11 protein-coding genes and 2 pseudogenes are annotated in these 13,976 nt (G+C 69.7%); 9 read left to right on the top strand and 4 right to left on the bottom strand.

What is annotated here, in order from left to right:
- Positions 1 to 858 carry a class I SAM-dependent methyltransferase gene (locus ABZX79_RS19300; protein WP_355258618.1) on the bottom strand — a complete coding sequence of 286 codons (858 nt, stop codon included), beginning with the start codon at positions 856 to 858 and terminating at the stop codon, positions 1 to 3.
- A gap of 361 nt (positions 859 to 1,219) precedes the next feature.
- Here ABZX79_RS19300 and rpsA point away from each other — a divergent pair, with 361 nt between their 5' ends.
- The 5 genes and pseudogenes from rpsA (at position 1,220) to ABZX79_RS19325 (ending at position 5,648) form a co-directional block, all read left to right on the top strand.
- Positions 1,220 to 2,737 carry a 30S ribosomal protein S1 gene (gene rpsA / locus ABZX79_RS19305; protein WP_214974538.1) on the top strand — a complete coding sequence of 506 codons (1,518 nt, stop codon included), beginning with the start codon at positions 1,220 to 1,222 and terminating at the stop codon, positions 2,735 to 2,737.
- Positions 2,738 to 2,857: 120 nt separating this feature from the next.
- Positions 2,858 to 3,489, top strand: a pseudogene (locus ABZX79_RS19310) (amino acid oxidase); the annotation flags it as partial.
- Positions 3,490 to 3,597: 108 nt separating this feature from the next.
- A complete protein-coding gene (locus ABZX79_RS19315; protein ID WP_355258622.1) occupies positions 3,598 to 4,536 on the top strand; it encodes a PAC2 family protein in 939 nt (312 codons plus the stop codon).
- 33 nt (positions 4,537 to 4,569) lie between these two features.
- The gene (gene coaE / locus ABZX79_RS19320; protein WP_355258625.1) at positions 4,570 to 5,178 is read left to right on the top strand and encodes a dephospho-CoA kinase; all 609 of its coding nucleotides are present in this window, start codon (positions 4,570 to 4,572) and stop codon (positions 5,176 to 5,178) included.
- Between the two features lie 101 nt (positions 5,179 to 5,279).
- A complete protein-coding gene (locus tag ABZX79_RS19325; RefSeq protein WP_355258628.1) occupies positions 5,280 to 5,648 on the top strand; it encodes a tetratricopeptide repeat protein in 369 nt (122 codons plus the stop codon).
- Between the two features lie 22 nt (positions 5,649 to 5,670).
- Here ABZX79_RS19325 and ABZX79_RS19330 read toward each other — a convergent pair whose 3' ends face one another.
- On the bottom strand, positions 5,671 to 5,952 hold the full coding sequence (locus tag ABZX79_RS19330) for a DUF6343 family protein (protein ID WP_355258859.1): 282 nt from the start codon (positions 5,950 to 5,952) through the stop codon (positions 5,671 to 5,673).
- Positions 5,953 to 6,175: 223 nt separating this feature from the next.
- On the opposite strand from ABZX79_RS19330, the gene ABZX79_RS19335 reads away from it, so the two are divergent.
- On the top strand, positions 6,176 to 6,658 hold the full coding sequence (locus tag ABZX79_RS19335) for a DoxX family protein (protein ID WP_355258631.1): 483 nt from the start codon (positions 6,176 to 6,178) through the stop codon (positions 6,656 to 6,658).
- 8 nt (positions 6,659 to 6,666) lie between these two features.
- On the opposite strand, the gene ABZX79_RS19340 is transcribed toward ABZX79_RS19335, so the two are convergent.
- Positions 6,667 to 6,858, bottom strand: coding sequence for a hypothetical protein (locus tag ABZX79_RS19340; protein WP_355258634.1), 192 nt, complete (start codon positions 6,856 to 6,858; stop codon positions 6,667 to 6,669).
- A gap of 217 nt (positions 6,859 to 7,075) precedes the next feature.
- Between ABZX79_RS19340 and ABZX79_RS19345 the strand changes: the two genes are divergently transcribed.
- From ABZX79_RS19345 to ABZX79_RS19355, 3 genes are all read left to right on the top strand, one after another.
- Positions 7,076 to 9,958 (top strand): SNF2-related protein, encoded by a 2,883-nt coding sequence (locus tag ABZX79_RS19345; RefSeq protein WP_355258637.1) that lies wholly within the window; start codon positions 7,076 to 7,078, stop codon positions 9,956 to 9,958.
- Entirely contained in the window at positions 9,955 to 11,160 is a 1,206-nt protein-coding gene (locus tag ABZX79_RS19350) for an SWIM zinc finger family protein (RefSeq protein ID WP_355258640.1), read from the top strand. The genes ABZX79_RS19345 and ABZX79_RS19350 overlap by 4 nt, the downstream gene beginning before the upstream one ends.
- Positions 11,161 to 11,342: 182 nt before the next feature.
- Positions 11,343 to 11,720: a hypothetical protein gene (locus ABZX79_RS19355; protein ID WP_355258643.1), complete on the top strand. Its 378-nt coding sequence runs from the start codon at positions 11,343 to 11,345 to the stop codon at positions 11,718 to 11,720.
- 26 nt (positions 11,721 to 11,746) lie between these two features.
- On the opposite strand, the pseudogene ABZX79_RS19360 reads toward ABZX79_RS19355, so the two are convergent.
- A pseudogene (locus ABZX79_RS19360) lies at positions 11,747 to 13,806 on the bottom strand (TerD family protein).
- Positions 13,807 to 13,976 lie beyond the last annotated feature (170 nt).

Below are 13,976 nucleotides of genomic sequence, written 5' to 3' on the forward strand. Positions count from 1 at the left end.
CTAGTCTCGTACGCACACGAAAATCGCCGTTCCCGGGATCAGATTCCCGCGCAACGGAGACCAGCCGCCCCACTCCTGCGTGTTCCAGGAGGGCCATTCCGGCTCGACGAGGTCGACCAGCCGGAAGCCGCCCGCCACCACGTCCCGTACACGGTCGCCGATCGTTCTGTGGTGCTCCACGTAGACGGCGCGCCCCTGGTCGTCCTGCTCGACGTACGGTGTGCGGTCGAAGTAGGAGGCGGAAACAGAAAGCCCCTCGGGACCGGGCTCGTCGGGGAACGCCCAGCGGACGGGATGCGTGACGGAGAAGACCCACCGCCCGCCGGGCCGCAGGACACGCCGTACCTCCCGGAAAACCTCCACCGGGTCGGCGACGAAGGGCACCGCGCCGTACGCCGAGCACGCCAGGTCGAAGGACGCGTCCCTGAAGGGGAGCCTTCCCGCGTCCGCCTGCACCAGGGGGACGTCACCGCCGATCCGCAGTGCGTGCTGGAGCTGCCGGTGGGAGAGGTCCATGGCCACGGGGCGCGCGCCCTGCGCGGCGAGCCAGCGCGAGCACTGCGCGGCGCCGGCGCCGATCTCCAGAACGTCGAGTCCCTTCAGGGACGCCGCAGGCCCCAGGAGACCCGCCTCCGCCTCGTCCAGCCCTTCCGGGCCCCACACGAATCGGTCGTCACCGAGGAACGCTCCGTGGTCGCTCTGGTACTCGTCCGCGTTCCGGTCCCACCAGCCCCGGCTCGCCCGGCTGCTCTCCGCCTCGTCTGCCTCGCGCCGGGTCGCCTCTCCCTCATCCGCGTCGTCCGGGACGTAGGTATCGAGGGTCTCGAAAGCCTCTGTGGCGTCTTTACTCTGGCTCATTGCGCCCGTCTGTCTCGTCTGCGTAGGCTCCGCTCGAACCTGTAGCTGCAGAGTGCGGTGCGGCCGTTGTGGCCTCGCCAAACATTGGTTGTGCCGGGTATGGGGCGTTCCGCCCCGGGTGTGCGCCTTCGCGCATTGACCCTGCCCGGCTGCCCCCGTATGCTACAAGTTGCGCTGCGAGCCTGCGCACCTCAGACAGAGCAGGCTGCGCTTGCACCGGTTGTATGTCCCCTCGGTTGTCGAGGCGTTTCCGTTGTCCGGAATCGCGCCTCCTAGGCTGCCCGGCTTCAGCAGGTGCCGATACGGGCTCCCGGCGTAGCAGTACCTACGACTTACTGTCCGTACCGGAGCCCTTACCCACATGACGAGCAGCACCGAGACCACCGCTTCCACCACCCCGCAGGTAGCGGTCAACGACATCGGTAACGAGGAAGCTTTCCTCGCCGCGATCGACGAGACGATCAAGTACTTCAACGACGGCGACATCGTCGACGGCGTCATCGTGAAGGTCGACCGGGACGAGGTCCTGCTCGACATCGGTTACAAGACCGAAGGCGTTATCCCCTCCCGCGAGCTCTCGATCAAGCACGACGTCGACCCCAATGAGGTCGTCAAGGTCGGCGACGAGATCGAAGCCCTTGTTCTCCAGAAGGAGGACAAGGAAGGTCGCCTCATCCTGTCCAAGAAGCGCGCACAGTACGAGCGCGCCTGGGGCACGATCGAGAAGATCAAGGAAGAGGACGGCATCGTCACCGGCACCGTCATCGAGGTGGTCAAGGGTGGTCTCATCCTCGACATCGGCCTCCGTGGCTTCCTGCCGGCTTCCCTCGTCGAGATGCGCCGTGTCCGCGACCTCCAGCCCTACGTGGGCAAGGAGCTCGAGGCCAAGATCATCGAGCTGGACAAGAACCGCAACAACGTGGTCCTGTCCCGCCGTGCCTGGCTCGAGCAGACCCAGAGCGAGGTCCGTCAGACCTTCCTCACGACCCTGCAGAAGGGCCAGGTCCGCTCCGGCGTCGTTTCCTCGATCGTCAACTTCGGTGCGTTCGTGGACCTCGGTGGCGTCGACGGTCTCGTGCACGTCTCCGAGCTCTCCTGGAAGCACATCGACCACCCCTCCGAGGTTGTCGAGGTCGGCCAGGAAGTCACCGTCGAGGTTCTCGACGTCGACATGGACCGCGAGCGCGTCTCGCTGTCGCTCAAGGCGACGCAGGAAGACCCGTGGCAGCAGTTCGCCCGTACGCACCAGATCGGGCAGGTTGTTCCCGGTAAGGTCACGAAGCTCGTTCCGTTCGGTGCGTTCGTGCGCGTCGACGAGGGCATCGAGGGTCTGGTCCACATCTCCGAGCTGGCCGAGCGCCACGTGGAGATCCCGGAGCAGGTCGTCCAGGTCAACGACGAGATCTTCGTCAAGGTCATCGACATCGACCTCGAGCGTCGTCGCATCAGCCTCTCGCTGAAGCAGGCCAACGAGGCCTTCGGTGCCGACCCGGCCTCGGTCGAGTTCGACCCGACGCTGTACGGCATGGCCGCGTCGTACGACGACCAGGGGAACTACATCTACCCCGAGGGCTTCGACCCCGAGACCAACGACTGGCTCGAGGGCTTCGAGACCCAGCGCGAGGCGTGGGAGGGCCAGTACGCCGAGGCGCAGCAGCGCTTCGAGCAGCACCAGGCCCAGGTCATCAAGTCCCGCGAGGCCGACGAGGCCGCCGCTGCCGAGGGTGCTGCTGCCCCGGCCGCCGGTGCCCCGGCTGCCTCCGGCGGCGCTGGTGGCGGCGGTTCGTACTCCTCGGAGTCGGCGGACAACTCCGGCGCCCTGGCGTCGGACGAGGCCCTGGCCGCGCTCCGCGAGAAGCTGGCGGGCGGCCAGAGCTGACGCTCTGACCTCCAGCTGGTAACTGGCTGAATGTAAGGCCCGCTCCCCATTGGGGGGCGGGCCTTACTCATGCCCGTAAGGCGTGAGCGGAGAACTGGGGAAGGCGGGCTACGACTGCACGGTCCCGGTCGCATCCCGCAGTGGATGCTCACCATGGACTACTGCCGCGAACTGGGCGTCCCTCTTGAGGTGTTCACCAACACCGACGCCAACGCGTACATCTGCAACGAGAAGACCGGAATGAAGGCTCCCGTGCGCTACCGCACCGCCAAAGCGACCAGGAGCGACTGCTCGAGTTCCTCAAGGACTTCGGCGCGGCGTACGAGGGCACCGAGCGCCGCGGCTACTTCTCCTTTGAGTTCGGCTACGACCAGGCGACGCTGATGTTCCAGCCGGTCGGCGGAATGGACCGGATTCCGGCCGCTCGTAAGCCGTCCTCCGCAGGCAAGATCGGTCTTGAGTACCGCAACCGGTGGTGGGAGATGGACCACCGCATCTACGGCGGCATCACCGAGACGGATCTGGACCTCGCGCACATGCGCGCACGCCGACGCCTACGCGGCGCTCACGCCACGCGAACGGGAGGCCCGGGCCGTGGCACAGGGCGTAAAGATCCACGGCGAGAAGTACCGCTCCGAACTGGCCTCGTCGTTCTCGCACCACTGGCGGCAGACCCGCAGCACGGCTCGTTCACCTCCGCGCGCAAGGTGGTCACGGTGGTCACGGAGCTGCACGCGCGCGTGCTCGCTTAAAAACGCTTCCCGGGAACGGGCAGAAACCCTGCCGGGGAAGGGGCGGGCCGGGAATGCCGGCGCCGCACGGCACGTTCTTCCGTAGGAACACGAGGAGGAGCGGTAATCGTGCTGGATCCGCAGGATTTGTATGAGTGGGAGCCGAAGGGCCTCGCCGTCGTCGACATGGCGCTCGCGCAGGAATCGGCCGGACTGGTCATGCTCTACCACTTCGACGGCTACATCGACGCGGGTGAGACCGGCGAGCAGATCGTCTCAAAGCTGCTGGACACGCTGCCGAACCAGGTCGTGGCCCGTTTCGACCACGACAGGCTGGTGGATTACCGCGCCCGCCGTCCGCTCCTGACGTTCCGGCGCGACAAGTGGGCCGAGTACGAGGCGCCCGAGATCGACGTCCGGCTCGTCCAGGACGCCACCGGAGCGCCCTTCCTGCTGCTGTCGGGCCCCGAGCCGGATGTGGAGTGGGAGCGGTTCGCTCTCGCCGTACGGCAGATCGTCGAGCGGCTCGGTGTGCGCCTTTCGGTGAACTTCCACGGCATTCCGATGGGTGTCCCGCACACCCGCCCGGTCGGCATCACCCCGCACGGCAACCGCACCGACCTCATGCCGGGTCACCGCAGTCCGTTCGACGAGGCGCAGGTTCCGGGCAGTGCGGAGTCCCTGATCGAGTTCCGGCTCGAGGAATCGGGGCACGACGTGCTCGGCGTCGCGGCGCACGTGCCGCACTACGTCGCGCGTTCCTCGTACCCCGACGCGGCGCTGACCGTCCTGGAGGCGATCACGGCGGCGACCGGACTGGTGCTGCCGGCCGTCGCGCATTCGCTGCGTACGGAGGCCAGGCGTACGCAGGACGAGATCGACCGGCAGGTCGGTGAGGGCGACGAGGAGCTTGTCTCGCTCGTGCAGGGCCTTGAGCACCAGTACGACGCGGTGGCGGGTGCTGCGACGCGGGGCAATTTGGTCGCCGAGCCCGTCGATCTGCCCTCGGCCGACGAGATCGGCCTCGAATTCGAACGCTTTCTCGCGGAGCGGGAGGGCGACGTCTAGGCTCCCCCAGGCTGCTCGTCTAGGCTTCCGCGCATGCTGAAAGTGGGCCTGACCGGCGGAATCGGTGCCGGCAAGAGCGAAGTGTCGCGGCTGTTTGTGTCGTACGGCGCCGTGCTGATCGACGCCGACAAGATCGCGAGGGAGGTCGTCGAGCCCGGAACGCCGGGGCTCGCGGCCGTCGTCGAGGCATTCGGGGAGGACGTCCTCGCCGCGGACGGCACTCTGGACCGTCCGAAACTCGGCGCGATCGTCTTCGCGGACGCCGCCCGCCTGGCGACGCTGAACGCGATCGTCCACCCGCTGGTGGGCGCCCGGTCGGCCGAGCTGGAGCGCGGGGCGGGAGCGGACGCCGTCGTCATCCACGACGTACCGCTGCTGACGGAGAACGGTCTCGCGCCCCTGTACGACCTGGTGGTCGTCGTGGACGCGTCCCCGCAGACCCAGCTGGACCGGCTCGTACGGCTGCGCGGCATGACCGAGGACGAGGCGCGCGCCAGGATGGCCGCCCAGGCGAGCCGGGAACAGCGGCTGGCGATCGCGGATCTGGTGATCGACAACGACGGACCGCTGGCGGCGCTTGAGCCGCAGGTACGCAAGGTCTGGGCGGAACTGACCGAGAGGGCCGCGGCGGCGGCCTCCTGACGGCGGCGTCCTGACAGTGGCCCCTGGCAGCGGCTTCGTGGCGGAATACGGCATGCTGCCGGGGCCGTTGGACAGAATGAGGCGAGCGGAAGGATGCCAGCGTGCCCGAAAGCAGCCCGGAGACCCACATCATCGACTACCGCGCGGCGGAGCACCTGCTGGCCGCGCGCGATCCGCGCGGAGCCGTGAAGCTCCTGGACTCTGTCATCGCGGCCCATCCGGAGAACACGGCGGCCCGGCTCCTGCGGGCCCGTGCCTTCTTCGCGTCCGCCCAATTGCGCTCGGCGGAGCTCGAATTCCAGCTCGTGCTGGAACGCGAGCCCGACAACGCCTTCGCTCATTTCGCCCTTGCGCGTACGTACGAGCGTGCCCTGCGCGCGGACCAGGCGAAACGGCACTTCCGGCTGGCCGCGGCGCTCGATCCGAAGCCGGAGTACCTGGCGGCGGCGAAGTTCGACGCGGACGAGTGACCGCGAGAGTGGCTGCGCACTCTTAGGGGCGCGGCCGGCCGTACGGCGGCTCGTGGGGTGGATCGTACGGCGGGACGTCGCGGCCGGGCTGGTAGTGCGGGCCCTGACGGAGGTGGCGTACGACCATCACCAGGTCGGCGGTGACGACGACGGCGAGGCAGCCGCAGGCGATGGCCCAGCCGGAGCGGCCGGTGGCCGCGAACGCGAGCGTTCCGCCGACGGCCCAGAGCAGGCCCCACAGGCTCAGCCAGAGCCGGAGCCGGAGGGCACTGCGTGCGGTTTTCGGTTCACTCCCAGTACGCATGATCATGACGAATCGCCTCTTCCAGTAGGACACGTACCCGGCTCGGGCACTCGTAGCCCGCCCAGCGCGTTGGCGTTTGCGGGCAGCCACTGGTGCGGCGGAAATGGCTGGCTCACGCCGTGAGTTGGAGGTGACTTGGTGATGAGCCGGCGATGAGTTCCGCGGCGCGGCGCGGTCTATCTCTGTGAAAGCACAAGGCGCACCGCTTCCCAGGGAGACCACGATGTCCGAGGCAACGACCACCACCGCCACCGCCGTCACCACCACAGCCACCCCCACCCCCGCCGTCACACCCGTCACTGAGACCTCTCGGGCGGTACGGATCACGGTGCGCGTCCTGCAGATCCTGCTGGCCGTGTTCTTCGCCGTAGCCAGTGCGTCGCCCAAGCTGATCGGCCACTCGTCGGCGGCGGAGGGCTTCGACAAGATCGGCTTCGGCGACTGGTTCATGTACCTCGTCGGTGGCCTGGAGCTGGCGGGCGCGATCGCGCTGCTGATCCCGGTTCTGTCCGGGGTGGCGGCGCTCGCTCTCGGTGCGCTGATGGTCGGAGCGTTCGTCACCCAGCTCATGGTCTTCGACGGCCAGAACGCCGCGACGCCGCTGATCCTGCTGGTTCCGCTCATGGTGATCGCCTGGAACCGCCGCCAGCACCTTGCGCCTGTCCTGCGACGGACGGCACGCCCGCAGGACCGTCCGGCGTCCTAGCCCCTCGTCTAGCCCTCGTCGTCGCGGTGAGCGGACTCCTGGGCTCCCACGTTGGGTGATATGGCGTCGCCGGCCTCACCGTCGTCCTCTCCGCGTGCGGGGTCACGGTTCGCGGTGTGCGGCCCCGCCTGCTTGACCTCTTCGGCGAGCTCTTCGGCGGCGGTGGCGGGCTCGGCGGGCTTGTCCCGGTGTTCGCCCATGGGGCTGCTCCTCTTCCTCGCAGGACCGTGTCCGGGCCGGGTGCCTCATGCCGCGACGTTCATGCGTACGCCGCCGCCCGCACCTGCGGCGGAGCCATCCAGGACCAGTGTCAGACCCCGCCCGTAGACTCGCACGTGGACAGGGACACAAGCGCCACAAGGGCCACGAGCGCACGTGCGTGGCCAACACGCGACCAGCGGGGACGGGGGAGAAGCCATGACGACCACGGGACGTCGCGCCGCGGTCTTCCTCCCCGCAGACCTGCCGCGCGAAGGCAGGATCGCCCTCTGGGACCCAGAGGGCGGCGCACTCCCAGACGGCTCCGGCACCTCCGAGACCTCCGGCGCCTCCGCGGAGATCACGGTCGTACGCCGTCACGGCGCCAGCGGCACCTCCGTACGCCCCCACACCGTGCCCGCCGTCCTCCTCTCCCTCGCGGAGGCCCTGCCACTGCTGGCCCGGGCACGCCACGATCCCGCCGCCCACCCCGCCACCCGATGCTGGGGCGCGGCGGCGCTGCATGCCCTGCACCTCGCCGCGCGGGGCCGGCTGCTGCCCGGGCTGACCGCCGGGGACCACGACGCCTGGCGGGCCGGGCCGCTCGACGCCGACGACATCGCGCAGGTACGGGCAATCGCCGCGGCCATGCCCCCCGAGGCACACGCCGTGCCGCTCCCTGGACGTACGCCCCTAGAGGTGCCCGCCCCGGAGGCGCTGGTGAAGGCGTTCCTGGACGCGGTCGTGGACAACCTGCCCCGGACACCCTCGGCGGCGTACGCGGTGGGGGCGCCGTTCGCGGCACGCGCCGCGCAGCACCTTCCGGGTTTGCGGGAGTGGGCTGCGGAGATCGCGGCCGGGATGGACGCGGGGGTGCGCGTGTCGCTGCGCCTCGACCTGTCCCAGTTCGAACTCTTCGACAGCGCGGCGAACGAGACGCGGGACGGGGAGACATCCGAGAACGGAGACGGCCCAGCGGAGCGCCGGGCCGGCACAGCCCTGGTCCAGGTGCACAGCCTGGCCGACCCCACGCACGTCATCGACGCGGGCGCCCTGTGGTCCGGCGGCGGCAGCGAAGGCTTCGGCCCGCGCGCCCGCATCGACGCTGTGCTGGCGCTGCGCCGCGCGGCGCGCGTCTGGCCGCCGCTCGGCCGTCTCCTCGAGCGCCCGGTTCCCGACGTACTGCCGCTGTCGGAGGACGAGTTGTACGAGCTGCTCGGCCCGGCGGCGGCCAGGCTCGGCGCGGCGGGCGTCATGGTCCACTGGCCCAGAGAGCTGGCCCGTACGCTCACCGCGACCGCGGTCGTACGCTCCGCACCCGGGTCGGCGACCGACGGCACGCCATTCTTCGACGCCCAGGAGCTCTTCGCCTTCAGCTGGCAGCTCGCGGTCGGCGGCGAGCCGCTCAGCGAGGCGGACATGGACGCACTCGCCGAGGCGCACCGCCCGATCGTCCGGCTCCGGGACCAGTGGGTGGTGGTGGACCCGGCGCTCGTACGCAAGGCACGCAAGCGTGAACTGGGACTGCTGCAGCCGGTGGACGCACTGGCGGCGGCTCTCACGGGCAGCGCGGAAGTCGACGGCGAGCAGGTTGAAGCAGTGCCGGTGGGTGCCTTGGCCGCACTCAGGGACCGCCTCACGGCCGGTACCGGTACCGGCCCCGGCACGGGCGCGCTCATCGCCCAGCCGCCCGGCCTCGACGCCACCCTGCGCGACTACCAGCTGCGCGGACTCGCCTGGCTGGACCAGATGACCTCCCTCGGCCTCGGCGGCTGCCTCGCCGACGACATGGGGCTCGGCAAGACGATCACGGTCATCGCCCTCCACCTGCGCCGTGCCCGCAGCGCCCCCACGCTCGTCGTCTGCCCGGCGTCCCTCCTCGGCAACTGGCAGCGCGAGATCACGCGCTTCGCACCCGGCGTCCCCGTCCGCCGCTTCCACGGCGCGGCCCGCACTCTGGACGACGCCAACGAACCCGACGGTGGGTTCGTCCTCACGACGTACGGCACCATGCGCACCAGCGCGCCCGAACTGGCCGCCCACACCTGGGGGATGGTCGTCGCCGACGAGGCGCAGCACGTCAAGAACCCGTACTCCTCCACGGCGAAGGCGCTGCGCACCATCCCGGCCCCCGCGCGCATCGCCCTGACCGGCACGCCCGTGGAGAACAACCTCTCCGAGCTGTGGGCGCTCCTCGACTGGACGACCCCGGGCCTGCTCGGCCCGCTCAAGTCCTTCCGAGCCCGCCACGCACGCCTGGTCGAGAGCGGCGAGGACGAAGAGGCGTCCGAGCGCCTGGCTCGTCTGGTCCGCCCCTTCCTCCTCCGCCGCAAGAAGTCCGACCCGGGCATCGTGCCGGAGCTGCCGCCCAAGACGGAGACCGACCACCCCGTCTCGCTCACCCGCGAACAGGCCTCCCTCTACGAAGCGTCCGTCCGGGAATCGATGGCGGCCATCGAGGTGTCGGAGGGCATCGCGCGCCGAGGCCTGGTCATGAAGCTTCTCTCCTCTCTCAAGCAGATCTGCAACCACCCCGCGCAGTATCTGAAGGAGGACACGCGGCGGCTCACCGGCCGTTCCGGCAAGCTCGAACTCCTCGACGAGTTGCTCGACACGATCCTGTCGGAGGGCGGTTCGGTCCTGATCTTCACGCAGTACGTGACGATGGCCCGGCTGCTCGCCGACCACCTGACGGCCCGCGCGGTCCCGTCGCAGCTCCTGCACGGGGGAACGCCCATCGCGCAGCGCGAGGAGATGGTGGACCGTTTCCAGTCCGCCCAGGTCCCCGTTTTCCTGCTCTCCCTCAAGGCGGCCGGCACCGGCCTGAACCTCACCCGGGCGGCCCACGTCATCCACTACGACCGCTGGTGGAACCCGGCGGTCGAGGACCAGGCGACCGACCGCGCGTACCGCATCGGCCAGACCCAGCCGGTGCAGGTGCACCGACTGATCGCGGAGGGCACGGTGGAGGACCGTATCGCCGAACTGATCGCGTCCAAGCGGGCGTTGGCGGACGCGATTCTCGGCGGCGGAGAAGCAGCCCTGACAGAACTCACCGACCGCGAACTGGCCGACCTGGTCTCACTGCGGAGGCCGGCATGAGCACACGCGGTAGCAGTAGTGGCAGCACCTGGTGGGGCAACGCGTGGGTCGAGGCCCTGGAAGCACTCTCACTCGACCCGGCCCGCCTGGCCCGTGGCCATACGTACGCCGGCGAGGGCAACGTCGGCGCGATCAGTGTGACGCCGGGCCGGATCATCACGTACGTACGAGGCAGCCGCCCCCGCCCGTACCGTACGGAGATCCGCCTGCGCACGCTCTCCGACGACGACTGGGACCGTTTCCTGGCCGTGGCGGCGGCCGACCCGTCCCACATGGCGGCCCTGCTCGACAAGGACATGCCGCACTCCCTGGTGGACTCGGCGGCCGAGGTGGGCGTGGACCTGCTACCGGCGCCCGGCGACCTGGTCCCGTCCTGCTCGTGTCCGGACCGCGGCCACCCCTGCAAGCACGCGGCGGCCCTCTGCTACGAAACGGCCCGCCTGCTCGACGCCGACCCCTTTGTCCTGCTCCTGATGCGCGGCCGCGCCGAACGCGACCTCTTGGACGACCTCGCCCGCCGCAACGCCGCCCACTCAGCCCGCGAGAAGCCCGCACCGCCGCCCTTCCCCGGCGTACCGGCAACCACCGCCCTGGCGCCGCGTACGCTCCCACCGCTCCCGGGCCCGCTGCCCGTACCCCCGCACCCCGGCCACGCCTCGGGCGCGTACCCGGGCACACGCGGCGCGCCCGACCCCCTGTCCCTGGACCTCCTCGTCACGGACGCGGCGGCCCGAGCCCACACGCTCCTCACCACCGGCACGGACCCCATCGCGACGCTCACCCCCTGGCAGGACGCGGTGCGCCTGGCCGCCGCCCAGCCCGGCTCCGGCCTGACGGCCGCCACCCGCAAGCTGTACGCCGCCCTGGCTTCGGCGAACGACCGCAGCCCCACCGACCTGGCCCGCGCGGTGGCCGCCTGGCAACAGGGCGGCCTGACCGGCCTGTCCGTACTCGAAACTCCCTGGGACCCCCCGGCAGGCCCCTTCGACCGGGCCCGCCCTGCCCTGGCCGCCGCCGACCTCCCCCGCCTGCGCCCCCACCGCAACCGCCTCACCGACGCGGAACGAGGCATCCAGCTCCGCCTGGGCCACGACGACCGCTGGTACCCCTACGAATCAGACCCGGGCACAGACGACTGGTGGCCGACGGGCCCCCCGGACGAAGACCCGGTGGGCGCACTGACGTCACTACTGGACGCCTGATGCTGGACGGCAGCCCACTTGGCATCACGAGCCGCTGCTGCGAGCGGAGAAAGCGCTCGACAACAACAGGCGGCACGAGTCAGGCTGCGCACATGCGAACCAAACGATACGGCCGCTTTACCGCTGCCGACTTCTAGCACGGCCACGCCGGAACGACCGGCGGCCCGTCGCCAGAGGCCCCCATGTCCCGTACCGCCCACCACACTCCACTGAAGCACCGCGACACGAGCTGGTGGTCCACCGGATCCGCCCCCGCCACTTCGTGGACGGCCCACGCGCTGACGGACCTCCGCTACTCCAACGCGGAACTCCGCGCCGCCCGCCGGGCAGCCCGCCGCCCGGCCCCGGACCGCCTGATCCACACCTTTGTTTCCTACACCTTCCCCCGCGCCTCGGGCGCCCCGATCACCGGCCGCTCCGAACAAGAAACCCAGGCCCGCGCCGCCCTCCACCAGTTCACCACCCGAGCCCGCAAACAACTCCGCGCTGGCCCCACCACCGCGGAGGACCTCGACCACCCGCCGGCCCGCCACCGTCATGCTTGCATCTGGCACGGGTGATTGAGGCATCCCTGCTGCCCGGCGGCTCAGGCCAGGGCGACCTCCGGTGACCGGCGACCGGCCAGAGACTCCAAGTGCACGATCACGTTCGAGTGAAAGCGGTCCACCGCGTCGTCCACGCTGCGGATGAATCCGGTCTCGGCGTTGCCGCGCGTGCTGCCCACGCTCTTGGAGAGGGACAACCGGAAACCAGAAATCTGTCCGGCATTCCTCGGGACGAGATCTCCAGGTTCGGGCCGGAGTTTCTCCAGCGTGCCGCGCGGGCCCGCTCCCTCACCGTCAAGAAGGGTCTGCACGTGCAGGTCGGCCGGCGCTTCCACGAGCTGTTTCAGCAGACGCTTGACCCTGCTGAGGGGGTACACCTGATCGGGAGCCACGACGTCTATAGAAGTACGCAGCTTGCCCAGCCGGAGGTCGGCGGTGACAGCCAGAACTCCGGCCGCGCCATCGATCCGAATTTCGGCGTGCAGCCGCCCGTCCTCACAGAAACGTTCCGCGAGGGCGGTGCGCCGGGACTGCGGGTCGGTGCCGCGCTTGACGCGCTGGACCGGCATGACCTTCTCGCCGAGTTCACCGCCGAGCCTCAGGCACACCTGCCGGATGAGCCGTTCCCAGCTCTCGACGACGAGCACGGCGCGCTGGTCGCCCGGGCAGAGGGTCTCCTGGTCGATGCCGTTGCGTACCGGCACCCAGGCCGGTCCCATGTTCTGGAAGCCGTGGCAACCGGAGTTCTCGTGCTGGAGGTACTGGAGGAGTTCCTGAAGCATCCAGGCGCGGATCTCGTTTCGTACCCTTCATGTCGGATCAACATCTGGGCCTGGTGGGTGACTTCGGCCCAGGAGAGATGCCACAGGGCGACTTTGTGTTTCCGGCGGCCGTCGATCTTGACGTCGACGAGGGGACTGCCTTCGAGCGCCACATCGTTGGAGAGCGTGATGACGGCTTCGTAGCCGCGCCGGGCAGCGATGTCCATGTAGTCCTGGACCTGCTGTGCCTTGAGCGGATTGCCGTTGGTCTTGGTCTCCACCAGTGCAGTCCAGAGCTTGCCCGCGCGCTCGATCCGGATGACGCCGTCCGGACGTCTCGGGCTGTCCCCGTTCGGCAGCGTAACTTCCGTGAACGTTTCGATGTGGCCGGACGGCGCACCGAAGCCGGCGGTGAGCCTGCGGCCGAACTCCGGTACGTGGGCCATCACGGACAGCAGGATCGAGGTCGCCCGGACCTCGCGTTCCCTGTCGCTCTTGAGGGACGAGGCGGGGAACAGCCGGGCGGCCCGCCAGGAGTCGTTCTCCGCCAGCGATTTCCTGGGGACCTTGGGGAGCGTGACCTTCTTCCTGGCGGTACGCAGTCGGCGCGCGGGAGCAGCGGGAGCAGGAGCTACCTGAGCCGGGACGACCACCGGCACCTCAACCACCGGAACATCCACGACGGGCACGGCCGCCGACCTCGGCGCCGGAACAACCGCCGAGGCCGGCGCCGAGCCGGAGACATCGTCCGCCTCCTCTTCTGCGGCCCCAGCGGCCCCAGCGGCCCCGGCGTCCTGTTCCTCGTCATCGTCGATCTCGATGCCGTAGTCGGTGGCCAGCCCGGCCAGCCCGGTCTCGTAACCTTGCCCGACCGCCCGGAACTTCCACTCGTCGTTGCGCCGGTACATCTCGCCGAACACGAAGGCGCTCTCCACACTCGCCCCGGAGATCGAGAAGCCGAGGAGCCGCTCGCCGCCCGCGTCGGTCAGTGTGATCCGGAGGTTCTCCAACTGCCCGAATGCGGCACGTTGATGACGGCTGGCTGCGACCACGGCCCGCTCGACGTCGGAGGGTAAGGCGGTGAGGTCCAGCTGGATGCGGTCCTCATTGCCGTTGCTGGTCGGCGTCTGGCCGAGGAGCTGCACGCTGCCGTTGGCCGCGGCAGGGTTGTTGTAGAAGAAGAAGTCGGCGTTACTGCGCACCTTCCCGTCCGCACCCAGCAGCAGTACGGAAACGTCGGCGTCCCCATCCCCGTCGGGGCTGCTCCATCCCAGGCTGACGGTGACGGATCCGGTGTTCTCGCTGAGCGCTGCCAGACCGACATTGGCGCCCTTGATCATCTCGTGCACGTGAAGCCCCCCAGGCAGTGCAAGGGCCGCACGGCGGAGCCTGGACAGCCCTCCCTGAACGCTTCCGGGGATGCCCACGGAAGCGGAATGAGAGCGTATCGGCCAACCATGCTCCTATGGCATATGTCTGCATGAACTGTCTCGACCCGGTACGAGGGGCG

It is taken from the genome of Streptomyces sp. NPDC002994 (assembly GCF_040611155.1).
In the GTDB taxonomy this organism is placed as follows: Bacteria; Actinomycetota; Actinomycetes; order Streptomycetales; family Streptomycetaceae; genus Streptomyces.